Origin of the sequence: Micromonospora sp. NPDC050695, assembly GCF_040654415.1 — a bacterium.
In the GTDB taxonomy this organism is placed as follows: Bacteria; Actinomycetota; Actinomycetes; order Mycobacteriales; family Micromonosporaceae; genus Micromonospora.
This window is the reverse complement of record NZ_JBFAHZ010000009.1, coordinates 86,750-111,205: the sequence shown is the minus strand read 5'-3', so window position 1 is coordinate 111,205 and position 24,456 is coordinate 86,750. Positions and strand designations below refer to the sequence as shown.

At 71.4% G+C, this 24,456-nt stretch carries 23 protein-coding genes; 7 read left to right on the top strand and 16 right to left on the bottom strand.

Features of this window, described 5'->3' with window-relative positions:
• Both AB0H52_RS09580 and AB0H52_RS09575 read left to right on the top strand, forming a co-directional pair.
• A complete protein-coding gene (locus AB0H52_RS09580) occupies positions 1–1,215 on the top strand; it encodes an acyl-CoA dehydrogenase family protein (RefSeq protein WP_151491478.1) in 1,215 nt (404 codons plus the stop codon).
• Positions 1,216–1,455: 240 nt separating this feature from the next.
• Positions 1,456–3,018 carry an AMP-binding protein gene (locus AB0H52_RS09575; RefSeq protein ID WP_151491492.1) on the top strand — a complete coding sequence of 521 codons (1,563 nt, stop codon included), beginning with the start codon at positions 1,456–1,458 and terminating at the stop codon, positions 3,016–3,018.
• A 16-nt stretch (positions 3,019–3,034) separates the two neighbouring features.
• Here AB0H52_RS09575 and purD read toward each other — a convergent pair whose 3' ends face one another.
• From purD to AB0H52_RS09560, 3 genes are all read right to left on the bottom strand, one after another.
• Positions 3,035–4,285 carry a phosphoribosylamine--glycine ligase gene (gene purD, locus AB0H52_RS09570; protein ID WP_278125323.1) on the bottom strand — a complete coding sequence of 417 codons (1,251 nt, stop codon included), beginning with the start codon at positions 4,283–4,285 and terminating at the stop codon, positions 3,035–3,037.
• Positions 4,286–4,387: 102 nt separating this feature from the next.
• Positions 4,388–5,323 carry a type IV toxin-antitoxin system AbiEi family antitoxin domain-containing protein gene (locus AB0H52_RS09565; RefSeq protein ID WP_357946342.1) on the bottom strand — a complete coding sequence of 312 codons (936 nt, stop codon included), beginning with the start codon at positions 5,321–5,323 and terminating at the stop codon, positions 4,388–4,390.
• Positions 5,324–5,502: 179 nt separating this feature from the next.
• Complete coding sequence (locus AB0H52_RS09560) at positions 5,503–6,792, bottom strand: adenylosuccinate synthase (protein WP_151490988.1); 1,290 nt, start codon at positions 6,790–6,792, stop codon at positions 5,503–5,505.
• A gap of 124 nt (positions 6,793–6,916) precedes the next feature.
• Here AB0H52_RS09560 and AB0H52_RS09555 point away from each other — a divergent pair, with 124 nt between their 5' ends.
• Positions 6,917–7,969 carry a hypothetical protein gene (locus AB0H52_RS09555; protein ID WP_151490989.1) on the top strand — a complete coding sequence of 351 codons (1,053 nt, stop codon included), beginning with the start codon at positions 6,917–6,919 and terminating at the stop codon, positions 7,967–7,969.
• A 69-nt stretch (positions 7,970–8,038) separates the two neighbouring features.
• Entirely contained in the window at positions 8,039–10,381 is a 2,343-nt protein-coding gene (locus AB0H52_RS09550; RefSeq protein ID WP_151490990.1) for a chromosome partitioning protein, read from the top strand.
• A 45-nt stretch (positions 10,382–10,426) separates the two neighbouring features.
• Here AB0H52_RS09550 and AB0H52_RS09545 read toward each other — a convergent pair whose 3' ends face one another.
• Positions 10,427–10,855, bottom strand: coding sequence for a DUF3151 domain-containing protein (locus AB0H52_RS09545; RefSeq protein ID WP_151490991.1), 429 nt, complete (start codon positions 10,853–10,855; stop codon positions 10,427–10,429).
• A 248-nt stretch (positions 10,856–11,103) separates the two neighbouring features.
• On the opposite strand from AB0H52_RS09545, the gene AB0H52_RS09540 reads away from it, so the two are divergent.
• Positions 11,104–12,297 (top strand): hypothetical protein, encoded by a 1,194-nt coding sequence (locus tag AB0H52_RS09540; protein ID WP_192580349.1) that lies wholly within the window; start codon positions 11,104–11,106, stop codon positions 12,295–12,297.
• Between the two features lie 50 nt (positions 12,298–12,347).
• Here the strand turns inward: AB0H52_RS09540 and fbaA are convergent, their stop codons facing one another.
• Both fbaA and AB0H52_RS09530 read right to left on the bottom strand, forming a co-directional pair.
• Positions 12,348–13,373 (bottom strand): class II fructose-bisphosphate aldolase, encoded by a 1,026-nt coding sequence (gene fbaA, locus AB0H52_RS09535; protein ID WP_278125333.1) that lies wholly within the window; start codon positions 13,371–13,373, stop codon positions 12,348–12,350.
• A gap of 135 nt (positions 13,374–13,508) precedes the next feature.
• Positions 13,509–13,892, bottom strand: a complete 384-nt coding sequence (locus tag AB0H52_RS09530) for a phage holin family protein (protein ID WP_151490993.1) — start codon at positions 13,890–13,892, stop codon at positions 13,509–13,511.
• Between the two features lie 124 nt (positions 13,893–14,016).
• On the opposite strand from AB0H52_RS09530, the gene AB0H52_RS09525 reads away from it, so the two are divergent.
• Together AB0H52_RS09525 and AB0H52_RS09520 are read left to right on the top strand one after the other, a co-directional pair.
• Positions 14,017–14,229 (top strand): hypothetical protein, encoded by a 213-nt coding sequence (locus AB0H52_RS09525; RefSeq protein WP_151490994.1) that lies wholly within the window; start codon positions 14,017–14,019, stop codon positions 14,227–14,229.
• 87 nt (positions 14,230–14,316) lie between these two features.
• Positions 14,317–15,138 (top strand): DedA family protein, encoded by an 822-nt coding sequence (locus AB0H52_RS09520; RefSeq protein WP_151490995.1) that lies wholly within the window; start codon positions 14,317–14,319, stop codon positions 15,136–15,138.
• Positions 15,139–15,308: 170 nt separating this feature from the next.
• Here the strand turns inward: AB0H52_RS09520 and AB0H52_RS09515 are convergent, their stop codons facing one another.
• From AB0H52_RS09515 to AB0H52_RS09470, 10 genes are all read right to left on the bottom strand, one after another.
• Positions 15,309–15,686: a metalloregulator ArsR/SmtB family transcription factor gene (locus AB0H52_RS09515; protein ID WP_030332125.1), complete on the bottom strand. Its 378-nt coding sequence runs from the start codon at positions 15,684–15,686 to the stop codon at positions 15,309–15,311.
• Between the two features lie 57 nt (positions 15,687–15,743).
• Positions 15,744–16,283 (bottom strand): orotate phosphoribosyltransferase, encoded by a 540-nt coding sequence (pyrE, locus tag AB0H52_RS09510; protein ID WP_151490996.1) that lies wholly within the window; start codon positions 16,281–16,283, stop codon positions 15,744–15,746.
• A 168-nt stretch (positions 16,284–16,451) separates the two neighbouring features.
• Positions 16,452–17,261, bottom strand: coding sequence for an SDR family oxidoreductase (locus AB0H52_RS09505; protein WP_151490997.1), 810 nt, complete (start codon positions 17,259–17,261; stop codon positions 16,452–16,454).
• Between the two features lie 9 nt (positions 17,262–17,270).
• Positions 17,271–17,921 carry a hypothetical protein gene (locus tag AB0H52_RS09500; RefSeq protein ID WP_151490998.1) on the bottom strand — a complete coding sequence of 217 codons (651 nt, stop codon included), beginning with the start codon at positions 17,919–17,921 and terminating at the stop codon, positions 17,271–17,273.
• Positions 17,922–17,993: 72 nt separating this feature from the next.
• Positions 17,994–18,848: a hypothetical protein gene (locus AB0H52_RS09495; RefSeq protein WP_357946333.1), complete on the bottom strand. Its 855-nt coding sequence runs from the start codon at positions 18,846–18,848 to the stop codon at positions 17,994–17,996.
• 90 nt (positions 18,849–18,938) lie between these two features.
• Complete coding sequence (locus AB0H52_RS09490) at positions 18,939–19,523, bottom strand: DUF4178 domain-containing protein (protein ID WP_151491000.1); 585 nt, start codon at positions 19,521–19,523, stop codon at positions 18,939–18,941.
• Between the two features lie 82 nt (positions 19,524–19,605).
• A complete protein-coding gene (locus AB0H52_RS09485; RefSeq protein WP_357946330.1) occupies positions 19,606–20,487 on the bottom strand; it encodes a hypothetical protein in 882 nt (293 codons plus the stop codon).
• A gap of 69 nt (positions 20,488–20,556) precedes the next feature.
• A complete protein-coding gene (locus tag AB0H52_RS09480) occupies positions 20,557–20,937 on the bottom strand; it encodes a nucleotidyltransferase family protein (RefSeq protein ID WP_151491002.1) in 381 nt (126 codons plus the stop codon).
• A 122-nt stretch (positions 20,938–21,059) separates the two neighbouring features.
• Complete coding sequence (clpB, locus tag AB0H52_RS09475) at positions 21,060–23,651, bottom strand: ATP-dependent chaperone ClpB (RefSeq protein WP_151491003.1); 2,592 nt, start codon at positions 23,649–23,651, stop codon at positions 21,060–21,062.
• Between the two features lie 85 nt (positions 23,652–23,736).
• Positions 23,737–24,375 (bottom strand): TetR/AcrR family transcriptional regulator, encoded by a 639-nt coding sequence (locus AB0H52_RS09470; RefSeq protein WP_151491004.1) that lies wholly within the window; start codon positions 24,373–24,375, stop codon positions 23,737–23,739.
• Positions 24,376–24,456 lie beyond the last annotated feature (81 nt).

The following is a 24,456-nucleotide window of genomic DNA, read 5'->3' as shown; positions in this document are numbered from 1 at the left end:
ATGGCCGAATTCTCGCTCGACCTGAACGAGGAACAGCGGGATCTACGCGACTGGGTGCACGGCTTCGCCGCCGAGGTCGTGCGCCCGGCCGCCGCCGAGTGGGACGAGCGCGAGGACACCCCGTGGCCGGTGATCCAGGAAGCCGCCAAGGTCGGCCTCTACGGCTTCGAGTTCCTCGCCACCTGCTGGGCCGACCCCACCGGGCTCTCCCTCCCCATCGCCAGCGAGGAACTCTTCTGGGGTGACGCCGGCATCGGTCTGAGCATCTTCGGCACCTCGCTCGCGGTCGCCGCCATCTACGGCGCCGGCACCCCCGAGCAGATGGTCGAGTGGGTGCCGCAGTGCTTCGGCGACATCGACTCGCCGGCCGTCGCCGCGTTCTGCACCAGCGAACCCGAGGCCGGCTCCGACGTCGGCGCGATGCGCACCCGGGCCGTCTACGACGAGGCCACCGACGAGTGGGTGCTCACCGGGCAGAAGGCGTACGCCACCAACGGCGGCATCGCCGGAGTGCACGTGGTCACCGCCTCGATCGACCCCACGCTCGGCTCCCGGGGCCAGGCGGCGTTCGTCGTACCGCCCGGCACCCCCGGCCTGACCGCCACCCGCAAGCTGCGCAAACTCGGCCTCCGCGCATCGCACACCGCCGACGTCTTCCTCGACGGGGTACGCGTACCCGGCCGTTGCCTGCTCGGCGGCAAGGACTCCCTGGACGAGCGGTTGGCCCGCGCCCGTTCCGGTCAGCGGGCCAGCGGACAGGCCGCGATGCGCACCTTCGAGCTGTCCCGACCCACGGTGGGCGCGCAGGCGCTCGGCGTGGCCCGGGCCGCCTACGAGTACGCCCTGGACTACGCCAAGGACCGGGTCCAGTTCGGACGGCCCATCATCGAGAACCAGGCGGTCGCGTTCGCGCTGGCCGACATGCGGATGGAGATCGACGCGGCACGGCTGCTCGTCTGGCGGGCCTCCTGGATGGGCCGCAACAACCGTCCGTTCACCGCGGGCGAGGGCTCGATGTCCAAGCTCAAGGCCGGTGAGGTGGCGGTGTCGGTCACCGAGAAGGCGGTGCAGCTGCTCGGCGGGGCCGGCTTCCTGCGCGACCACCCGGTCGAGCGCTGGTACCGCGACGCCAAGATCTACACCATCTTCGAGGGCACCTCCGAGATCCAGCGACTGGTCATCTCACGGGCCATCTCCGGGATGCAGATCCGCTGACCCCCGGCCCGGCTCCTCGGCCCGGCTGGCTCCTCGGCCCGGCTGGCAGGTTGGCCGGCTGCCTCCTTGGCCCGGCTGTCGGTCGGGCCGAGGAGGCAGCCGGCGTCCTGTCTATCCGTGCCGTCTTCGTCACTCCACGCCGACGCCGGCTGGGCCTACCGGCACGCCGGGTGCATGATCAAGGAAGACGCCCCGGTTGAAGGGGGCTGTTCGCGTACCACCCCCAAGGAGGTCTGCGGCATGGACCGGCCGTTCATCGTCACCACGCTGACCCGTCGTGGCCTGCTCACCCCGGGCCGGCCGGTCCGGATCGCCTCGCAGCTCAACGCGCTGCGCAGGTGGGGGTGGAGCCTCGCCGGCGAACTCCGCCAGGCAGCCGCGAGAGACCCCGGACGACCGGCGGTCATCGACGAGGACGGCAACGAGCTGACCTACCAGGACCTCCTCGACCGGGCCGAACGCATGGCCCGGTCGATGCGGGCCGGGCTCGGCGTACAGGCCGGCGACCGGATCGGTGTGCTCTGCCGCAACCACCACGGCCTGATCGAGACGATCGTCGCGGCCACCCTGCTGGGCGTGGACGCGGTCCTCGTCAACACCGGGCTCTCCGCGGCCCAGCTCGCCACCGTCGCCGAGGAGCAGCGACTCCGCCTGCTGGTGCACGACGACGAGTTCACCGAACGGGTCCTCGGCCTCCCCGCCGAACTGCCCCGCCTCGACGAACGCGGCCGCGAGGAACTCGTCGCCGGGGCCCTACCCGGCGAGCTGCACCCACCGGAACGCGACGGCCGGATCATCGTGCTCACCTCCGGCACCACCGGGGCACCCAAGGGCGCCCGCCGGCCCACACCCAACGGATTCGGCCCACTGGTGTCCATCATCGACCGAATACCCCTGCACGCCCGGGACCGGGTGATGATCGCCGCACCGATCTTCCACACCTGGGGATTCGCCGCCCTCCAGGTCTGTTTCGCGCTACGGGCGACCATCGTGGTGCAGCGCCGCTTCGACCCGGCCGCCACGCTCGCCGCCCTCGTCGAACACCGGTGCGACGCTCTGTTCGCCGTACCGGTGATGGTGCAACGGCTGCTGGAGGTCCCCCCGCCCGACCCGCGCCCCAACCTCACGGTCGTCGCGGTCAGCGGCTCGGCACTGCCCGGTGGGCTGGCGCCCCGGTTCATGGACGTCTACGGGGACGTGCTGTACAACCTCTACGGCTCCACGGAGGTCTCCTGGGCCTCCATCGCCGGCCCGCCCGACCTGCGCCAGGCACCCACCACCGCCGGCCGCCCACCACACGGCACCCGCCTGGAGATCCTCGACGACACCGGCCAGCCGGTGCCCGAGGGACGGGTCGGTCGGATCTTCGTCGGCAACGAGATGCTGTTCGAGGGCTACACCTCCGGTGTCAGCCGGGAGACCCGCGACGGGCTGCTCGACACCGGCGACCTCGGTCGACTCAACGCCGACGGGCTGCTCTTCGTCGACGGCCGGGCCGACGACATGATCGTCTCCGGTGGCGAGAACGTCTTCCCGTCCGAGGTGGAGGACCTGCTCGCCCAACTACCGCAGGTCCGCGAGGCGGCCGTGATCGGCGTACCCGACCCCGAGTACGGCCAACGGCTCGCCGCGTTCCTCGCCCTGCACCCGGGCGAGACCCTCGACCCGGAGGCGGTCCGCGAGTACGTGCGGCACTACCTGGCCCGGTTCTCCGTCCCCCGGGACGTGGTCTACGTCAAATACCTGCCCCGCAACGCCACCGGCAAGGTGCTCGCCCGCGAACTGCGCCGCTACTACGGCTGAGACGCCGAACCCACGCTCAGCCCGGGATCGTGATCCGACCTTCGACCGCGGCGGCGGCGATGTCGGTGCGGTACTGCGACCCGGCCAACTCCACCCCGTCCACCAGCGCGTACGCGGCGTCCCGCGCGGCGGCCAGGTCGGCGCCGGTGGCCGTACCGCAGAGGACCCGGCCACCGGCGGACAGCAACGCGCCGTCGCCGGCCCGCAGCGCGGTGCCGGCGTGGATGATGCCCGGACGGTCCGCGCCAGTGATCACATCGCCGGTACGCGGCGCCGCCGGATAGCCCTGCGCGGCGAGCACCACGGTGACTGCGGCGCCGTCCCGCCACCGCAGCGGCGGGTGCTCGGCCAGCGTGCCGGTGGCCGCCGCGTGCAACAGCCCACCCAGCGGAGTCTCCAACAGCGCGAGCACCACCTGGGTCTCCGGGTCACCGAAGCGCGCGTTGAACTCGATCACCCGGGGGCCGGCGGCCGTCATCGCGAGACCGACGTAGAGCAGACCGGCGAACGGGGCACCTCGACGGCGCAACTCGGCCAGGGTCGGGTGGACGACCTCACGCATGACCTCGTCGACCAGGCCGGGCGGAGCCCACGGCAGCGGCGCGTACGCACCCATGCCGCCGGTGTTCGGGCCGGTGTCACCATCGCCGATTCGCTTGAAGTCCTGTGCGGGCAGCAGCGGCAGGGCCGCCTCGCCGTCGGTCACCACGAAGAGGCTGACCTCCGGGCCGTCGAGGAACTCCTCGACCACGACCCGGCCACACTCCGCGGCGTGCGCCAGCGCGGCGGACCGGTCGTCGGTCACCACCACGCCCTTGCCCGCCGCCAGCCCGTCGTCCTTCACCACGTACGGTGCGCCGAACTCGTCGAGCGCCCGCGCGGTGCTCTCCTCGTCCGTGCAGACGTACGCCCGGGCGGTCGGCACGTTCGCGGCGGTCATCACGTCCTTGGCGAACGCCTTGGACCCCTCCAGCCGAGCTGCCTCGGCCGACGGGCCGAACACGGCGATGCCCTTGGCGCGTACCGCGTCGGCAACCCCGGCGACGAGGGGCGCCTCCGGCCCGATCACCACCAGGTCAGCGCCGGTCTCCACAGCCAGCGCCGCCACCGCGGCAGGATCGGAGGCGTTCACGGCCCGCAGCGAGGCCACCGAGGAGATCCCCGGGTTACCCGGCGCAGCAACCAACACGGAAACAGCCGGGTCGCCGACCAACCCGAGCGCGAGCGCATGCTCCCGCCCGCCACCACCCACCAAAAGAACCCGCACGACCCCGCATCCTACTGCCCCCACCACCCACCCTCGTTGACGCCGCCGGTGATCAAGAAGTTTGCGTCAGACGTCGACCTGTTTCTGACGCAAACCTCTTGATCACCGGACTTGGCTGCGGGCCGCCGCGGTCGCTTCGCGGACCGTGTGGGGGATGTAGGTGGGGTGCAGGGTGTCCTGCCAGGTGAAGCGGAGAATCGTCCAGCCGGCGTTGACCAGGCGGTTCTGGCGGCGACGATCGGCGAAAGCCGCCTCCAGGGTGCCGTGGGCGTCGCGGCCGTCCGCTTCCGCGATCACCCTCGGGGCACGCCACCCCAGGTCGCCGATGCCGAGCAGGTAACCGTCGTCATCCCGTACCTCCAGTTGCAGCGCGTCCGGCGGCACCCGGCCGTCCACGCACCGCAACCGGGTACGCGTCTCCAGCGGCGACTGCGCACGCCCGTCCGCTTCCGCCAGCCAGGAACGCGCCCCGACCGCGCCCCGTCGCCCCCGGATCAAACTCGGGATCACCGCCAACTGCGCCGGAGTGATGCGGCCCTGGTTCAGCGCCGAGTCGAGCACCGAGACGGCTGGGTAACGATCAACCCGGAGAATGACGTCCGAGACCGTTCGGAGCGACGTGGTCGTGCGAATGCCCGCAATCTCGGTGACGTCGCCGGGACCGACGGTCACCTGGTGCACGACCAGCCACGGTGCGAGAGCGCGCTGGGGACGGGGCCCGTCAACCGGCACCGAGATGTGAACCTGCGGCGACCTGCGGAGTCCGGCGATGCCGTGCAGGTCCAACGCCGTGTCCAGGACGGCGAAGGCACCTGGACCGAGACCTACGACGGCCGCCCGTACACGCGCGCGCCGCAGTGTCGATTCGCTCGGCTCCGCGTCCGGTATGTAGCAGCCACGCAGGAGCCGTTGCCACCTGCCCGACCGACACAACTGTCGGACCTGGTCCCTGCTCAGGCCGGCGCGCAGCGCCTGCGTCAGGGTGACCATCCCGTCCTGGCCGGCCGCGATGTCGCGAAGTAGCTGGTGTGCTCCCACACCACCACCCTGCCCACCAACCCAGCCTCACCAAAGCCCCTGTGGACAACCCCCGCCCCCCTGTGGACAACCCCGCCCCACCCACCCCGCTCCTACTCCGGTGATCAAGAGGTTCACGTCAAATTTCCGCTCGAAACTGACGCAAACCTCTTGATCACCAAGATGGAGTGGGGTTCGGGTTAGGGGAGGAGGGGGTGGAGGAGGACGTTTTCTTCTCGGCCGGGGCCTACGCCTACGACGCTCACCTTGGTCTTGCAGAGCTCCTCGATACGGGCGATGTAGCGACGGGCGTTCTCCGGGAGGTCATCGGCGGTTCTTGCCTTGGTGATGTCCTCCCACCAGCCGTCGAGTTCCTCGTAGATGGGCGTGGCGTGGTGGAAGTCCGTCTGGCTCATCGGCATGTCGTCGACCCGCTGGCCGTTGATCTCGTAGCCGACGCAGATCGGCACCTTGGCCAGCCCGGTGAGGACGTCCAGCTTGGTGATGACCAGGTCGGTGACGCCGTTGAGGCGGCAGGCGTACCGGGCCACGACGGCGTCGAACCACCCGCAGCGGCGTTCCCGGCCGGTGGTGGTGCCGTACTCCGCGCCGATCTTGCGCAGGTGCGCGCCGTTGGAGTCGAACAGCTCGGTGGGGAACGGCCCGGAGCCGACCCGGGTGGTGTACGCCTTGCTCACCGCGATCACCTTGCTGATGGCGGTGGGCGGGATGCCGGCACCGACGCAGGCGCCGCCGGCGGTCGGGTTGGACGAGGTCACGAAGGGATACGTGCCGTGGTCCATGTCGAGCATGGTGGCCTGGGCACCCTCCAGCAGGACCGTCTCGTGCCGGTCCAGGGCGTCCCAGAGCATGGCCCGGGTCTCCGCGATGTACGGCTTGAGCCGCTCCGCGTACGCCAGGTACTCCTCGACGGTCGCCTCAAGGTCGATGGCCTTGCGGTTGTAGACCTTGAACAGCATCTGGTTCTTCTCGCGCAGCGCGAGTTCCAGCTTCTTGCGCAGGATGCCCGGGTCGAGCAGATCCTGAAGTCGGATGCCCATCCGGGCGACCTTGTCGCCGTACGCCGGGCCGATGCCCCGGCCGGTGGTGCCGATCCGGGACGAGCCGAGGTACCGCTCGACCACCCGGTCCAGGGCACGGTGGTGCGGCATGATGAGGTGCGCGTCACCGGAGATCCGCAGCCGGGACACGTCGACGCCGCGCTCGGCCAGACCGTCGATCTCGGCGAGCAGCACCTTCGGGTCGACCACCACACCGTTGCCGATGACGATCATCGCGCTCGGTGACAGCGCACCGGAGGGCATCAGGTGCAGCGCGTACTTCTGGCCGTCCGGGGTGATCACCGTGTGCCCGGCGTTGTTGCCGCCGGAGTAGCGCACGACGTAGTCGACCCGCTCACCCAGCAGGTCGGTAACCTTGCCCTTGCCCTCGTCGCCCCACTGAGCGCCGATGAGCACGATCGCTGGCATCTTTTCCGCCTCCAGAAGGCTCGGGTGCCAGGTGGCGACCGCTCGGCGAGCCCGGGGTGTCAGGTTAACAAGTAGTGACGGCGCGGCCGGCAGGGGTCGCGGCGATAGGCAGGAGGCTCCTTCGGTGTACGACGTGGTGCTGCTCACCCTCGGCTCGGAGCGGGACGCTCCCGGGGCCTGCGGCAGCGGCGGAGCCTGCTGCGGCGGTGCGACCGACAACGAGAGCGGCCCGACGACCGAGAGCGGCCCGACGACCGAGGCCGGACCCGGCCCGACGACCTCCGACGACGAGCGGTGCGTCACCGATCGGCCCCGGGTTCCCGTGCTGGCCTGCGCCGACGCGCTGAACGCCCGCGGTGCCCGGGTGCAGACGGTCACCGCCCGCTCCGACGCGGAGATCGACGAGGTGTTGGCGCTGTTCGACGGCCCGGCCCGCCCCGACGGCCTGACCTGGCCCGACCCGGACAGCAAGATCCGGCTGGTCGTCGCCACGGCCAGCGACGGGCAGTTGCGCGCCGTGCTGCGCCGGCTGGTCCGGCGGTACGCGCCAGCGCCGAGTCGCCGCCCGGCGGACCTGCCCGGTAACCGGACACTGCCCGATCTGCCTCCGGTGGCCGTACTCCCGCTCGACCCGGCTCGTGGCGGCACCCACCGGGACCTGGCCGCGCAGCTCGGGTTGCCCCGCGACCCGGCGGCGGTGGCCGCCGCGGTGCTGGACGGCACGCCACGCCGACTGGACCTGCTGCGCAACGACGGCGGCTCGGTGACCCTGGACGGCGCTCTACTCGGCGCCGCCGACGACGCCGGCCGGCCGCTGCACTGGCGGGCCCGGGTCGAGGTGGACGACACCATCCTCACCAACGGTGACGAACCGTTGCTGGCCTGCGCGGTGGGCAACGCCGGCGGGTACGCGACGCTCGACGAAGTCAGGCTGCTGGCCGCGCCGGACCCGGCCGACGGCCAGGTCGAGGTCGCGGTGGCCGTGCCGGTGGTCGTCCGGTCGGCGTTGGGTCGCAAGCGGGTACGCCTGGAGGTCCGTCGGGCTCGCGGGCGGGCCGTGTCGGTGCTGCCCAGGGAGGGGAAGGTGCCCTACCTCGACGACGGAGTCGAGGGTGAGCTGACCCGGAAGCGGTCCTGGTGGGTCGAACCGGGTGCGTGGGCGGTCTGGTCGAGCTGACCCGGCTGCGTCGACCGGCCCCGTTCGGCCGGTGCGCCTATCCTCGCAGGAGGACTGGGGAGGGCCGTAATGGACGAGAACGCCGACCGGGCGCGGAAGCCCGGCCAGCAGCCGGTGCCGGAGCGGGACATCGAACCACTCTGGCCACCGGATCCAGCCGACGCGGGCGCGGGTGGCGTGGTGCCGCCGTGGGCGGCCGTGGCCGAGCAGCGGGGCGCGCCGCCGACGACCGCGCAGTCGCCGGTGACGCCACCGGTGGCCGCGCCGCCGATCGGCCGGCCGCCGGTTCCCGGGCAGCCCGGGGCACCGGCGATGCCTCCACCGTCACCGTCGGACTATCCGTCGCTCACCGGCGCGGTACCGGCACCCGGCGGTTGGGGAGTGAACAGCCCGGGGTCGGGCTGGGCCCCGGCGCAGCCAAGCTGGCCTCCGCCGGCCGACCCGGCCGTGCCAACCGTGCCGCCGAACGGCGGGCCGACGACCGGCCCGACGGGTGGCACGACGACCGGCTCGCCCCGGCCGGCGAGCAACGACCTGGCGGGCGGGGTCGGAGTCCCCACACCTGGCACCCCGGTCGTGCCGAAAGACGGCGCGCCGACGCCGCAAGGGACCTCGGGCTCGACCGTCCCCGCCCCTCCGATCGTGTCGGGCGGCGTCGACCTGGACCTGCCGTTCTCCCTGGACCGACCGGCCGCTGAGCCCGCCACCAATTCCGGCGCGGGCGGCAACCCGCGCGCCGCCAGTCCCAACGCCGCCGGTCCGAACGCGGCGACAGCGGCGACAGCAGGCCCAGCGACACCAGCCCCGGCGGGCACGACGGCAGGCGACACGACAGCGGCCGGACCCACGACGACGGACGGGCCTGCGACAGCCGCCAGGCCGGCGGCAGGACCAACGACAGCCGCCGGATCGGCGGCAGCGACCGGATCGGCGACGGCCGGGGGCACCGCAGCCGCAGCGACCGCACCGGTGGCCTCGCAGGGTGGTGACGCCGGGGAGGACGGGTCCGCGGTCAGCGCCGCGCGGCCGACCGCCGAGTCACCGTGGGCGTATCCACCGCAGCGGCCGGCCAGCGCGCCCGAGCCACCCTCCGACGCGGCGGCCACCCCGCCGCCTCCGATCCCGGCCCCTCCCAGCGTGCCGCCGCCGCTGTCCGGTGGCCCGGCCGTTCCGCAGGCGGGCGGGGCGCAGACGTACACCGGTCAGTCGTACTCTCCGACGATCCCCGGTCAGGTCCCGCTGCCGCCGCCACCGGACCCGTCGCAGTTCGGCGACCCGGCGCATGGCGGGGCCGTGCCGCCGCAGGCTGGGCCGGCGACCCCTCCGCCGGGGCCGTTCCCCCCGTCGCCGGGCTGGTATCCGCCGCCGTGGCAGCAGGGCACGCCCGGGGTTCCGCCACCGCCGCCGCAGTACCAGGAGGCCGACGGGGTGACCCGGGTGCCGGCCACCGGTTATCCGGACGCCGCCTGGGCGCCGGAGAGCACCGCCGCGCCGACCGCCGAGGACTTCGCCCGGCGGCGGCAGGTCCGTCCGCCCGACCCGGTGGCGACCATGGGCGTACGGGCGGTGGTCAACAAGATGGGTCTGCTCCGGCTCTCACCGGGGCGGCACGAGCAGGAGCTCAAGCGGGACATCGAGATGGTGCGCCGCAACTTCGGCGGTCTGCGGCAGGTGACCGTGGTCAACCCGAAGGGCGGCGCCGGCAAGACGGTGGCCATCCTGCTGCTCGCGATGACGTTCGGTCAGAAGCGCGGCGGTTACGTGCTGGCCTGGGACAACAACGAGACTCAGGGCACCCTCGGGATGCGGGCCCAGCAGGACTTCCACTCCCGCACGGTGCGGGACATGCTGCGTGACCTCGGGCAGTTCCAGGGTGCGCACGGGCGGGTCGGTGACCTGTCGCAGTACGTCCGCTCGCAGGGCGAGGGGATGTTCGACGTGCTGGCCTCGGACGAGTCGGCCACCGGCGGCGAGATGCTCACGGCGGCCGCGTTCGCCGAGATCCGTGAGGTGGTCAGCCGGTTCTACAAGTTGATCTTCGTGGACACCGGCAACAACGTGCGCGCGCAGAACTGGCAGGCGTCGATGGACGCCACCGATCAGCTGGTGGTCACCATGTCCGCCCGTAACGACTCGGCGGAGACCGCTGCCCGGATGCTCGACCACCTGGAGCAGAGCGGCCGGCAACGGCTGGTCCGGCAGGCGGTGACCGTGGTGTCGATGCCGCCGTCGCGCAAGGAGATCGACCTGCCGGCGATCCAGGAGCACTTCGCGGCCCGTACCCGGGCGGTGCTGCTGGCCCCGTACGAGCGGCTCATCGACAGTGGCGAGCCGATCCGGTACGGCGGGCTCTCCTCGGCCACCCGGGACGCCTGGCTGAAGATCGCCGCCGCGGTCGCCGAAGGGCTGTAGCCCTCCGAAGGCCGGCCCGACGCCGGGCCGGCCTTCGGACGGGTGTCAGTTGCTGGCCAGCGCGTCCGCCGCCGACGGGTCGCAGTCGCGCAGGAACTGGGCGCAGCGGGCCGCCTCGTCGGCCTCGCCGATCTCGTCGGCGGCCCGAGACAGGACGTACAGGCAGCGCAGGAAGCCGCGGTTCGGCTCGTGCGACCACGGCACCGGGCCGTGCCCCTTCCAGCCGCTGCGGCGCAGCTGGTCCAGGCCGCGGTGGTAGCCGGTGCGCGCGTAGGCGTACCCCGTCACCACCTGGCCCTGCGCGAACGCCCGCGCCGCGAGCGCGGCCCAGGCCGCGCTGTACGTCGGGAAGTGGGCCGCGACCTCGGTGAACGCCTCGTCGGTGCCGGCCTCCTCGGCGGCGGCCAGGGCGGCGTCAGCCTCGTCGTGCGCGGGCAGAAGGGTGGCCGGTGGCTCTGGCAAAAGGTTCTGCATCGCCCCATTCAACCCGCTGGACAGGGCGACACGCGAGCGGGTCGGCTGACGCGTTCGGCTGAACGGCTGAGGGTTTGCTCACGCCTGCGGCCTATGCCGCGGCCAGGTGTTATCCACTACAACTAATGGTCCGGAGCCTCCCCAGGACCCGGTTACACAGGAGCCCGGTGGCCACGACCACCGGGCTCCTGTCGTTGCACCACCGGCCCAAGGTTTGGCGGGCACCACCAAGGAGGCAGGATTGCCGGGTGCCGACCCCACCTCCCGCGGACGTCATCGAGCCGCACCCGCACGCCAACGAGATCCAGACCCGCGAGGAGTTGGATCGGCAGTTGACCACCGGCCGACTGACCGGCCTGACGGTGCAGGGGCTGCGCCTCGACCTTGATCCGTTGCCCGACCTGACCGGGGTCGAGGTCACCGGCACCCTCTTCGTGGGCTGCCGGTTCGCCTCCCGGGACGTCGGCGCGGACCTGGTCCGGCGCGGCGCGAACGTGGTGCCGCCGTTCTCCGGGCTGCCGTACCCGACCCAGCCGACGCACCTCTACAGCCCGGCGGACCTGGCCGCCGGGTTCGCCGAGGGCGGGTTCGCCGGGATGTACGACACCCGGGTGTACGAGCACTACCGGGCGCACGGCGGCGCGTTGCCGGACGTCAAGGAGGCGCTCGGCCAGCGCCTGCACGATCACGGCGTGGACAACGCGCTGGGCGACGCCACCCGGGCCTGGCTGGCCGGGTACGGCCCGCAGTCGGTGGTCGGCATCATGGGCGGGCACGCGGTGCGGCGGGGCAGTCCGGCGTACCGGATGGCGGCCGTGCTGGGTTGGGAGCTGGCGCGGGCCGACCGGCTGGTGGTGACCGGCGGCGGACCCGGGGTGATGGAGGCGGCGAACCTCGGCGCGTACCTGGCGGACCGGCCGGCGGAGGAGGTGACGGCGGCGATCGACCTGCTGGCCACGGCACCCGACTTCACCGACCACCACCGGTACACGGCGGCGGCGTTGGCGGTCCGGCAGCGGTACGCGGGCGTGCCCCGGCAGCGCGGCACCGACGCGGGCTGGGCGCGGGCCGGTGGGTTGGCGATCCCGACCTGGCTGTACGGGCACGAGCCGGCGAACCTGTTCGCCGGCCGGATCGCCAAGTACTTTTCGAACGCGATCCGGGAGGACACCATCCTGCGGCTCGCCCGGGGCGGCATCGTCTTCGCCCCGGGGCGGGCGGGCACGGTGCAGGAGGTGTTCCAGGCGGCCACGAAGACCTACTACGGCACCGACGGGGCCAGTGGCGCGTACGTCTTCCTGGACCGCGGCTACTGGACCACCGAACTGCCGGTGGAGGCGTTGCTGCGCCCGCTGCTGGCCGCCTCACCGTTCGGCGACCTGTCGGCGACGATCCACCTCACCGACGACGTACGCGAGGCCGTGCGCGTGCTGACGAGCTGACGGCGACGGCCGGTTCCCCCGCGGGGGAACCGGCCGTCGGTCGAACGCTGTTACTTGGACATCGAGGTGCCGGTGGAGCGCAGGTGCTCGCACGCCTCGACGACCCGGGCGGCCAGGCCGGCCTCGGCGGCCTTGCCCCAGGTACGCGGGTCGTACTGCTTCTTGTTGCCCACCTCGCCGTCGATCTTCAGCACGCCGTCGTAGTTGCGGAGCATGTGGTCCGCGACGGGGCGGGTGAAGGCGTACTGGGTGTCGGTGTCGATGTTCATCTTCACCACGCCGTAGTCCAGAGCCTCGCGGATCTCGCTCAGCAGGGAGCCGGAGCCGCCGTGGAAGACCAGGCTGAGCGGCTTGTCCTTGCCGTACTTGGCGCCGACCGCCTCCTGGATCTGGTTGAGGATCTCCGGGCGGAGCTTGACGTTGCCCGGCTTGTAGACGCCGTGCACGTTGCCGAAGGTCAGCGCCGCCATGTAGCGGCCCTTCTCGCCCAGGCCGAGCGCGTCGACCATGGCCAGGCCGTCCTCGACGGTGGTGTAGAGCTTGTCGTTGATGGCGTTCTCGACGCCGTCCTCCTCGCCACCGACGACGCCGACCTCGATCTCAAGGACGATCTTGCCCTTGGCGGCCTCGTCGAGCAGCTGGGAGGCGATCTGCAGGTTCTCGGCGACCGGAACGGCCGAGCCGTCCCACATGTGCGACTGGTACAGCGGCTGCTCGCCGCGCTTCACCCGCTCCTGCGAGATGGCCATCAGCGGACGCACGAAGCCGTCCAGCTTGTCCTTCGGGCAGTGGTCGGTGTGCAGAGCGATGTTGACCGGGTACTTCTTGGCCACCTCGTGCGCGTACGCGGCGAACGCGACCGCACCGGTGACCATGTCCTTGATCGAGGGGCCGGAGAGGTATTCGGCGCCACCGGTCGAGACCTGGATGATGCCGTCGCTCTCCGCGTCGGCGAAGCCCTTGAGCGCCGCGTTCAGCGTCTGGGAGGAGGTCACGTTGATCGCGGGGTACGCGTACCGGCCAGCCTTGGCGCGGTCCAGCATCTCCGCGTAAGCCTCGGGGGAAGCGATGGGCATGTGATGCGCTCCTTACTTACCACTCTCGGCCGTGCTGGCCGCTGTTGTTCATTTGTGCGCCGGACCGCGCTGTCCTCCGCCGGAAGTATCCCGTAGGTGAGGTGCGCCGGAACAACCGACCCGGGTGCCGGCCGTTCACCGGCGGTCCAGGTTGTCCGGCACGATGACGCTGATCAGCCACGTGACCACGGTCATCACGATGGCTCCCCAGAACGCCGGCCAGAAACCGTCCACCTGGAACGGAAGGTCCAGCCCGCGCGCTATCCGGTCGGTGAGCAGGAAGAGCAGCGCGTTGACCACCAGCGCGAACAGGCCCAGGGTCAGCAGGTAGAACACGCAGCCGACGACCTTGATGACGGGCTTGAGCACCGCGTTGATCACGCCGAAGATCAGAGCGACCACGATCAGGGTGAGGACGGTGTTGCCGCCCGAGCGGCCATGCACGTCGACCCCGGGCACGATCAGCGTGGTTATCCACAACGCGACCGCGGTGATCGCCAGTCGGATGAGGAAGCCCACGGCCCCATCCTGGCACCGGCGCGCACCACCGAGGGCTGATTCCGCCGACTCGGCTTCCCGGCGTCGCACCGGCACAGCCCGTACGGTGGGTGGGTCCATGCCCTCAAGACCCCCGGGAGAGACGATGGGTCAGCCCGACGAGGACTTCACCCCCGGCGACCACCTCACCGCGAACGAACGCGACCCCGAGGCGGATCCGGCCGACGCGGTCGAGCAGGCCACCGTCGCCGGCCCCGCCGACGTCGACGGTGAGCCACACCGCGGCCTGGAGGTCGACGACTGGGACGCGATGGAGCAGGCCCGGGTGGTCACCGGCGACGAGGACGACTACCGCTGACCGTCACGCTGGCGGGGCGATACCACTGATCAACGGTGCGATTGACCCGGTCCGGCGCGGTGCGACACCCGGACTTCGGTACCCTTTGTGGCCGTGGACACAGCTGAGAAGACCCGCGCTCTCACGGAGAGCGTCGCCCTGAACCCGCTCGATCCCAAGGAGCTGTTGCAGACCTTCGGGCTGATCGGCGTCTGGGTGATCCTCTTCGCCGAGACCGGCCTGCTGGTGGGCTTCTTCTTCCCGGGGGACTCGCTGCTGTTCCTCGCCGGGGTGGCCGCCTCGCCGGTGGCGGACGCCATCTTCGGCGACGGCACCCGCCTCTCCCTGGTCGGCCTGCTCATCGGTGGGCCGATCTGCGCGGTCGTCGGCGCGCAGCTGGGGCACTGGCTCGGTTCGCGGTACGGGCGGCCGATGTTCGAGCGGCCGAATTCCCGGCTCTTCAAGAAGGAGTACGTGGAGAAGGCGGAGTACTACTTCCAGAAGTTCGGCCCGGCGAAGGCCGTGGTGCTGGCGCGCTTCATTCCGATCGTCCGCACCTTCCTCAACCCGGTCGCCGGCGCGCTGGGCATGCCGGCCCGGCAGTTCCTGATCTGGAACATCGTCGGCGCGGTGCTCTGGGTGGACGGCATCCTGCTGATCGGCTACTTGTTGGCCGAGCAGATCTACCAGGCCATCGGCGACAAGATCGACCACTACATCCTGCCGGTGGTGGCCCTGATCATCGTGATCTCGGTGCTGCCGATCTTCTTCGAGTTCCTGCGTGACCGGCGGGCCCGCAAGCGCGGCGAGGCGGTCGCCGTGGTCGCGGCGGCCAGCGCGGCCGGCGCGGTGGAGGCGGTCCGTGAGGCATTCGACCACGACGAGCACCCGCAGGACCGTCGGCGTCCGGAGCACGGCCAGGAGCGCTGAGGCGCGCGTACGACGACGGCCGGCCCCCTGATGTGGGGGTCGGCCGTCGGCATGTCGGACTCGGCCTCCGGCGGTGCGACCGGGGCCGAGCAGGTGTCAGCGACCGGTGACGCCACCCCTGGCTCGCCACCGGACACCGCCCCGGAGTGGGACGGTGCGCAGCGCCTACGTCAGCGAGCCTTCTTGGTGGCCCGCTTACGCGGCGGGGTCAGCAGGTCCGCGATCGTCGCGATCGCACTCGGGACCAGGCTGTAATACGCCCAGACACCGCGCTTCTCCCGCTGCAGCAAGCCAGCCTCGGTGAGGATGCGCAGGTGGTGACTGACCGTCGGCTGGGAGAGGCCGAGGGGCGCGGTCAGGTCACAGACGCACGCCTCGCCCTCGGGGGCCGACTGGATCAGGCTGAGCAGCCGCAGCCGAGCAGGATCGGCAAGGGCCTTGAGGACCCCCGCGAGACGCTCGGCATCGGCACGTTCGATCGGCTCGCCGTTAAGCGGCGAGATCTGAGGCATAGTCATTTCGGCCAACGCAGTTCCCACGTATTCCATCCTTCCACCAGCAGCATCGATCCGCCTGCATATCAGCAGATCCGAATCGGTAAACTTTTACGCCACAAGGCCGAGGTCAGCCAACGTATAGGCCGCCCGGTACGGCAATCCGGCGGCTCGCACCGCGTCGCCGGCACCTCGATCAACAATAACCGCCACGCCCACGACTTCGGCTCCGGCCTCACGAAGCGCCTCGACCGCGGTCAACACACTTCCACCCGTCGTCGACGTGTCCTCCACCGCCAACACCCGGCGGCCGGCCACCTCCGGTCCCTCGATCCGTCGCTGAAGACCGTGCGCCTTGCCCGCCTTGCGCACCACAAAGGCGTCCAGAGCGCGACCGGTCGGAGCGGCGGCGTGCAGCATCGAGAGCGCGATCGGGTCCGCGCCCAGGGTGAGCCCGCCGACGGCGTCGTACTCCCAGTCGGCGGTGAGGTCGAGCAACACCCGGCCGACCAACGGAGCAGCCTGGTGATGGAGCGTGACACGTCGCAAATCGACGTACCAGTCCGCCTCGCGCCCCGAGGACAGCACGACCCGGCCGTGGACCACAGCCAGGTCGGTAATGAATTTACGCAGGTCGTCGTGGTCCCCCATGGCGATAGAGGTTACTGCGCAAGTCTGGACGTCGTGTGAACGGCCCACCCCGATCAGCCCAGTGAGGCACCGATGGTTGGCGATGTTCGACTACGCTCAGCGACCGGCCCGGTTGCGTCGCGCCAACGTCACGACTTCGACGACCGGGCGCCGAACGACCGTGCGGGCTCAGCTGGCGTCGCGACCGATCCGACCGCGCGTGTCCCGGGAGACGGCCTGAAGCAGCCGGCGCGGCGCGTGCCGCAGACCGGCGACGGCCACCTTGTACTTCCACGCCGGGATGCTGACCAACTTGCCTTTGCCCAGGTCACGCAGGGCTTCGTCGACCACGTCCTCGGCTTTCAGCCACATCCACTCAGGTGTCTTCGACATGTTGATGCCGGCCCGTTGGTGGAATTCGGTGCGGGTGTAGCCGGGGCAGAGAGCCATCACGCGTACGCCGAACGGCCGCGCCGACTGGCCGACCGACTCGCTGAAGTTGGTGACCCACGCCTTGCTGGCCGAGTAGGTCGACCCGGGCATCACCGCGCCGAATCCCGCGACCGAAGAGACATTTATCACTGCCCCATCACGTCGTTCGGTCATCGGTCGCAGGGCCGCGAGGGTCAGCCGCATGACCGCGTGCACGTTGAGCCGCAGCAGGCGCGCCTCGTCCTCGGCGGTGGAACGCAGGAACGGCTTGTTCAGGCTGATGCCGGCGTTGTTGACCAGCAACTGCACCGGGCTACCGTCGCCCAGTCGCCGCTCGACGACATCGCAGCCGTCGTCCGTGGACAGGTCCGCCGACAGGGTCTCCACCTCGCGGCCGTACCGGGACCGCAACTCGTCGGCCAACTCGGTCAGTCGGGCCGCGTCCCGGGCGACCAACACCAGGTGCCAGCCGTCGGAGGCCAGCCGCCGAGCGAATGCCGCACCGATGCCGGCGGTGGCGCCGGTGACCAGGGCCCGTCGCTCGGCACTGGAGGGGTCGAGCGTCACGGGCGGTCCTCACCTGGGCGGATACGGGGGCTGCGGCTGGTACGGGGCGGGCGGAAACCCGGGCGGAGCGGACGGCACGGTCGGCGCCGACGGGCGATGCCGACCGAACCAGGTGCTCGCCGCCGGCAGCGCCAGCAACGCGGCTACCACAAGGTAACCGAGGCCCTGCGCCACGGAAAGCCCGGCGTTGACCGGAATCCACCACGACGGGTACGCGTCCGCGATCAGGCCCAGCAACTCGGCGGTGGCCCGTTCACCGTCACCCAGTCGCAGCGGGGCGGCCCGCTCGCCGATGAGCACCGCCACGCTGCAGCAGCCGGCGAGCAGACCGAGCCCACAGACGACCCAGGTGGCCACCCGGACGCCGCGCCGACCGGCCAGCAGGCCGAGAGCCAGACCGGCGAGCAGGATCGCGGAGAACGCCGCCACCACCGCCGACAGCACTGCGGACACCCGCAGCAGGGTCACCACATCGTCGATCTGCTGCGGGCTCGCCGACGTGCCGCGGGCGGCCGAACGGAACGCGCCCACCGTCCGCCCCAGCACCGCCAGGTCGACGACGGTGTACGCGAGCGCGGCGACCGCCATCACCAACAACACCGCCGTGGCCAGCAGGACCACGGCGGGCCGTCGGGCCGGCGCCGATTCGGGGTACGACACGACGAATCCCTCCGGTAGGCGTCGGGTTGCAACCTACTCGGAGGGATCGTCGGCGTCGTGCTTATCGAGCCGTCAACTCGACGGCGGGGTCGTGCCGGGACGGTCGGCCGGCGGCGTGTCGTCGGGCCGATCCGCACTGGACGGCGGAATACCCGGCTGCCCCGGCGCCGGTGCCGACGGGTAGCCCGGCTCGCCGGTGGGCTGCGGGTAGCCCGGCTCGCCGGTGGACTGCGGGTAGCCCGGCTCGCCGGTGGGCTGCGGGTAGCCCGGCTCGCCGGTGGACTGCGGGTAGCCCGGCTGGCCCGGCGCCTGCGGGTAACCCGGGTAGCTGGCGCCCGGGGTCGGCGGCTCCCAGCCCGCGGCGGGCTTGCGGAAGAACGCGTTGGCCTTCGGCAGCGCCAGCAGGATCAGCGCCGTGAGCAGCGCGATGATGCTGACCACGCCGAGCAAAAGGCTGACCGGGGTGGTCCAGGAGGGCACAGCCTCCTCGACGCGACGCTGGACCTCCTCGCCGCTCGGTGCACCAGCGGTGTCCCCACCGGTGGTGAAGCTGCCGCCGCCCGCCCCGCTGAGGAGGCTGCCACCCGTGCAGCAGACCAGGACGCCACCGACGATCCAGGTGGTGATCCGGGAACCGTTGCGGCCCTGGTTGTTGAACAGGGCCAGGACGCCCAGCACAACCGCGAGCAGGAGCAGCAGGATGCTGATGCCGACGATGAAGGCGAAGGCGACGTCCGCGATCTGATCGGCGTTCTCGAGGGAACTGCCCGCGTACGCGTCGCTGATCGCGTCACGTATCTTGCCGGCGGTGCTCAGCGTGATGATCAGGCTGATCACCTGGCACGCGAGGAACAGGAACAGCAGGTAACTGGAAATCGACACGATGGATGGCCGCTGACGGGCCGGCGTGCTCTGGGTATCGACCACGATTCTCCTTCCCTAAGATCGCGCCCACACCGTATCGACAACCGGCCACTCCGGCATGCCGTGGCGGGCCGGCGCGTCCACCCGATCGGCTCAGTGCTCCTCGACGGGAGGTCGGATCGTCAGGTCGGCGGGGTCGAGCAGGTCACCGCGGGCCACCCTCCAGCCCTCCTCGCCGTACGCCTCGAAGGAGAGCCGCGCGGCGCCGCCGGACTGGTAGTCGTGGTAGCGCATCGTGCCGGATGACGGTAGGTCCGTCTCGCCTCTGGCGGTGTAGCGCGCCTGCCCGGTTTCGGACCAGGTGTAGCGCCGCCCGTCGAGGTCGATCGTCGGGGCACCCGGGCTGACGGCCGCACCGGGCTCCGCGGTCCAGAGCACCAGCTCCAGTTCGGGGCCATCCTCCACGGAGAGCCGGTGCCGGCTGCCGGACTCGTCGTCGAGCAGGTGCTGCACCCAGCTCCAGTCCCCCTCGACGAGACGGATGGTGCCGCTCACGACGTACTCCTGTTGGCGGATCCGCACGCGGTCGCCCAGGGCCAGACGGTGTGGACCACCGCGCGGCGAATCCGCCGGCTGGCCGCCGGACCGGGCCGCAGCCCCCCGCCGGGCCCGTGCGACCACGACGACCACCGCGAGTACGGCTACCGCCCCCACCAGGTACGTCACCAGCGCGTCCACCCGACCACCTCCCCAGGTACGTCGGCGCAGACGGTAACAACCGTCGGCACCAGGAAGGCCCGTGCTGTGGCCGACAGCTCAGCTAGCGGGCGTCGTCGGGCGGCACCGGCGGTCCGGGCGGCGCGGAGGCCGCGCCCGGCGCAGGTGCCGCGCCCGGCGCAGGTGCCGCACCCGGCGCAGGTGCCGCACCCGGCGTCAGGTGTGCGGCCGGGTCGGGACAGATCAGGTAGCCGGGCGGGACCGGCTGCTGCGGGGGCACAAAGCCCGGCAGGCCGGGATATCCGTAGCCGGTCGGCAGATAGGCGGTCGGGGCGTAGCCGAGGACGGGCGACGCCCACGCCGGAGTGGGAAGCGCGGTGCCCGGCACGAACCAGCGGTTCGCCGGCGGCAACGCCAGCAGCAGGACGACGGCCGTGGAGAGCGTCAACACGGTGAGCACACCCAGCCCGGCCGCGGGGAAGAACAGGTCGTCCCAGGGGTCGGTGCCGGAGTAGAGCGTGTCGAAGAACGTCGACGTGTCCCACTCGTCGGCCGACTCGGGCACCGACTCCGCATCGATCTCTCGTGTCGTCAGCAGGGGCACGATGAACCCGCCGGAGCAGCACTGTGCGACGCAGACCAGCAGTTGCGCGCCACTGGCGACGAAGACCAGGATCCGCGCCAGGTTCCCACCTCGCCAGACCGGGAGGGCGGTGACCGCCAGCCACACCGCGAGCAGCAGAGCCGGTACGCCGAGGATGAACCCCATCGCGACGTTGCCCTGTCGCTCGCCGGCCACCTCCGCCGGGTCGGCGTCCGGCACCAGCCGCACCGCGCGGTCGATCTGGTTGTCGAAGTGCACCGTCTCGACGACCGTCAGCGCGGCCAGGCCGAGCAGGACCAGCACCACGGCGAGTTGCAGCCAGAAGGCGATGGTCACGGTGGCGGGCCGGGGCGGCCGGGGTGCGGTGGCGGGCGGGCTCATGGCTCGCAACGTACGGAAGGTCAACGGCCACCGGCAGGACCGATCGGGCAACGCCGACCGGCGAATGGATCATGCTGAGGCGAGGCGGTGGGTGGCGTAGTTGCCGAGGGTTTCCCGGTCCATCACGCAGCCGACGAAGGTGGTGAACTCGGTCGGGTCGTCGCGCAGCGACGTCCAGGTCGCCCGGGCGGCCTCCGGATCGATCCGTTCCAGCAGCGTGGCCGCGTACGCCCGGCCGGCGGGTGACCCCTCGGCGAGCACCCGGTCGAGCTGCCGGCGTACCTCCTCGGGGTGGTCGTCGAGGGCGGCCGCGACCCGGTGGTACGCCTCGGTCACCGGCAGCAGCGTGCCGGCGATCCCCACCCCACCGAAGGCGAGCGTGTCGGCCCCCACCAACTCGTCGACGGCCGCACGAAGGTCCCGCTCCCAAGCGTTCCGCATCCCGAACATGGCTTCCACCTTTCCCGCCCGGCCCACCTCTCACCCTGTTGATCAAGAGGTTTGCGTCATGAGAAGACGTCTCATTGACGCAAACCTCTTGATCACCGTGATCAGGCCGGGGTGGGGCTGGGTTAGGCCGGGGTTACTGTGAGGGTGTTTGAGCTGGTGTTGAGGTCTGTCTTTACCGTGTCGCCGTCTCGGATCGTTCCGCTGAGCAGAGCCTTGGCCAGCTGGTCTCCGATTGCGGTCTGGACCAGGCGGCGCAGCGGGCGGGCACCGTAGATCGGGTCGTAGCCGTGCTCGGCCAGCCAGCCCCGGGCGGCATCGGTGATCTCCAGGCCGAGCCGCCGGTCGGCCAACCGCCGCCGCATCCGGTCCAGCTGGATGTCCACGATGGAGTACAGATCATCGCCCCGCAGCGAGGCGAAGACCACGATGTCGTCCAGCCGGTTGAGGAACTCCGGCTTGAAGTGCGACCGGACCACCGCGAGGACGCCCTCCCGGCGCTGCTCCTCGGCCAGCGTCAGGTCGCTGATCACCGACGACCCGAGGTTGGAGGTGAGGATCAGGATCGCGTTGCGGAAGTCCACCGTACGACCCTGGCCGTCGGTGAGCCGACCGTCATCGAGCACCTGGAGCAGCACGTCGAAGACGTCCGGGTGCGCCTTCTCCACCTCGTCCAGCAGGATCACCGAATACGGCCGGCGGCGCACCGCCTCGGTGAGCTGGCCGCCCTCCTCGTAGCCGACGTACCCGGGCGGGGCACCGACCAGGCGGGCCACGGAGTGCTTCTCGCCGTACTCGCTCATGTCGATGCGGACCATCGCCCGCTCGTCGTCGAAGAGGAACTCGGCGAGCGCCTTGGCCAGCTCGGTCTTGCCGACACCCGTCGGGCCGAGGAAGAGGAAGCTTCCGGTCGGCCGGTCCGGGTCGGCGACACCCGCCCGCGCCCGGCGTACCGCGTCGGAGACCGCGCTCACGGCCTCGGCCTGGCCGACCACCCGGCCGCCCAGCGACTCCTCCATCCGCAGCAGCTTGGCCGTCTCGCCCTCCAGCAGCCGGCCGGCCGGGATGCCCGTCCAGGAGGCGACGACCGCGGCGATGTCGTCGGCGCCGACCTCCTCCTTGAGCATCGCGCCGTCGGCCTGGAGCCGGGCCAGTTCCTCCTCGGCCTGCGTCAGCTCGACCTTCAGCGCGGGGATCCGGCCGTAGCGCAGCTCGGCGGCGCGCTCCAACTCTCCGTCGCGCTCGGCCCGCTCGGCCTCACCGCCCAGGCGCTCCAACTCCTCCTTGGCGGTGGAGAGCTTGGTGATGTGACTCTTCTCCGTCTGCCACCGTTCGGAGAGCACGGTGAGCTGCTCGCGCTTGTCGGCCAGCTCCTTGCGCAGCCGCTCCAGCCGCTGGGCGGAGGCGTCGTCCGGCTCCTTGGCCAGCGCCATCTCCTCGATCTCCAGTCGGCGGACCGCCCGCTCGATCTCGTCGACCTCGACCGGCCGGGAGTCGATCTCCATGCGCAGCCGGGACGCGGACTCGTCGACCAGGTCGATCGCCTTGTCCGGCAGGAACCGGTCGGTGATGTAGCGGTCGGAGAGGGTGGCGGCGGCGACCAGCGCGGCGTCGGTGATCCGTACGCCGTGGTGCACCTCGTAGCGCTCCTTGAGCCCGCGCAAGATGCCGATGGTGTCCTCGATGGTCGGCTCGCCGACCAGCACCGGCTGGAAGCGCCGCTCCAGAGCCGGGTCCTTCTCGATGTGCTCGCGGTACTCGTCCAGCGTGGTGGCGCCGACCATCCGCAGCTCACCGCGGGCGAGCATCGGCTTGAGCATGTTGCCGGCGTCCATCGAGCCCTCGCCCTTGCCGGCGCCGACGACGGTGTGCAGCTCGTCGAGGAACGTGATGACCTGCCCGTTGGAGTTCTTGATCTCCTCCAGGACGGACTTCAGCCGCTCCTCGAACTGGCCCCGGTACTGGGCGCCGGCGACCATCGCGCCGAGGTCCAGCGAGACGAGCTTCTTGTCGCGCAACGACTCGGGCACGTCGCCAGCCACGATCCGCTGGGCGAGGCCCTCGACGATGGCGGTCTTGCCGACGCCGGGCTCGCCGATCAGCACCGGGTTGTTCTTGGTACGCCGGGAGAGCACCTGGATGACGCGGCGGATCTCCGAGTCCCGGCCGATCACCGGGTCGATCTTGCCGTCGCGGGCGCTGGCGGTGAGGTCGACGCCGTACTTGGTGAGGGCCTGGTAGGTCTGCTCCGGGTCGGCGGTGGTGACCCGCCGGTCCCCGCCCCGGACGGTGGGGAACGCGGCGACCAGGGCCTCCTCGGTGGCACCGGCCGACTTCAGTGCGGCGGACACACCGCCGCCGACCCGGGCCAGGCCGGCGAGCAGGTGCTCGGTGGACGTGTACTCGTCGCCCAGCGGCCGGGCGATCTGCTCGGCGGCGCCGATGGCGTTGACGAACTCGCGGGCCAGGGTGGGCTCGGCGATGCTGGAGCCCCGTGCCGCCGGCAGGGCGTCGACCGCCCGCTGGGCGGCCCGGCGCAGCTCGGCGGGGTCGCTCCCGACGGCGCGCAACAGGCCGGCGGCGGTCGAGCCGTCGGTGTCCAGCAGGGACAGCAGCAGGTGCCAGGGCTCCACGGTGGCGTGACCACGCTGGTTGGCCACCGCGACGGCGCCGGTGATGGTTTCGCGGCTCTTGGTGGTGAGTCTTTCGGTGTTCATGGGCTCCCCCGGATCGGCGTTGTCCATTGGGTTGGACACAACCAGAGTTGAGCGTATTCCACTCAACCTTAGCCTGTGACGCCCATCACTCCCGCCACCGCCAGTCGAACTCCCCGGCCGCCGGCGGCGGCCCGGGCAGCGGGTCCGTGTCCGGCGCCGTCGACAGGCCGGCCAGCAACACCGCGAGCTGCCGGCGGCGCAGCTCCCGGGTCCGCTCCGCATCGGGTACGCGTACCGCCGCGCACGCCTCCAGCAGCAGGCCCAAGTCCTGCGGCACGGCGTCGGCGCGCAGCCGCCCGCTGGCGTGCGCCCGGTCGACCAGCGCGGTGGCCAGCTCGCCGGCACGCACGGCGTCCCGACCCATCTCCTCGGTCGGGGTGAACGTGCCGGCCAGGTGGACGGTGAGCGAGTGCACGTCGGCGTCGACCACACGGGTCAGGAAACCGGTGAACGCGGCCCAGTCGTCCGGCTCGGCGAGCGCCGCCTCCGCCTCGGCCACGTAGCGGCGCAGCCCGTCGTGGCAGAGCTGGCGCAGCAGATCCTCCTTGCCCGCGTACCTCCGGTAGAGGGCGCTGATGCCGACGCCGGCGCGGTCGGCGACGGCGGCGATCGGGGCCTTCGGGTCGTCGAGGAAGACGGCGCGGGCGGCTTCGAGGATCACCTCGTCGTTGCGGGCGGCCTGGGCGCGACGACCGCCGAGCGTCTTTCCAGGGGTCGTGGACATGCCCTCAGACTAACAGTGGAACGGATCGTTCCGCTCTGCTACTGTGATTGCAGAACGAAACATTCCGTTCCGAGGGAGTCC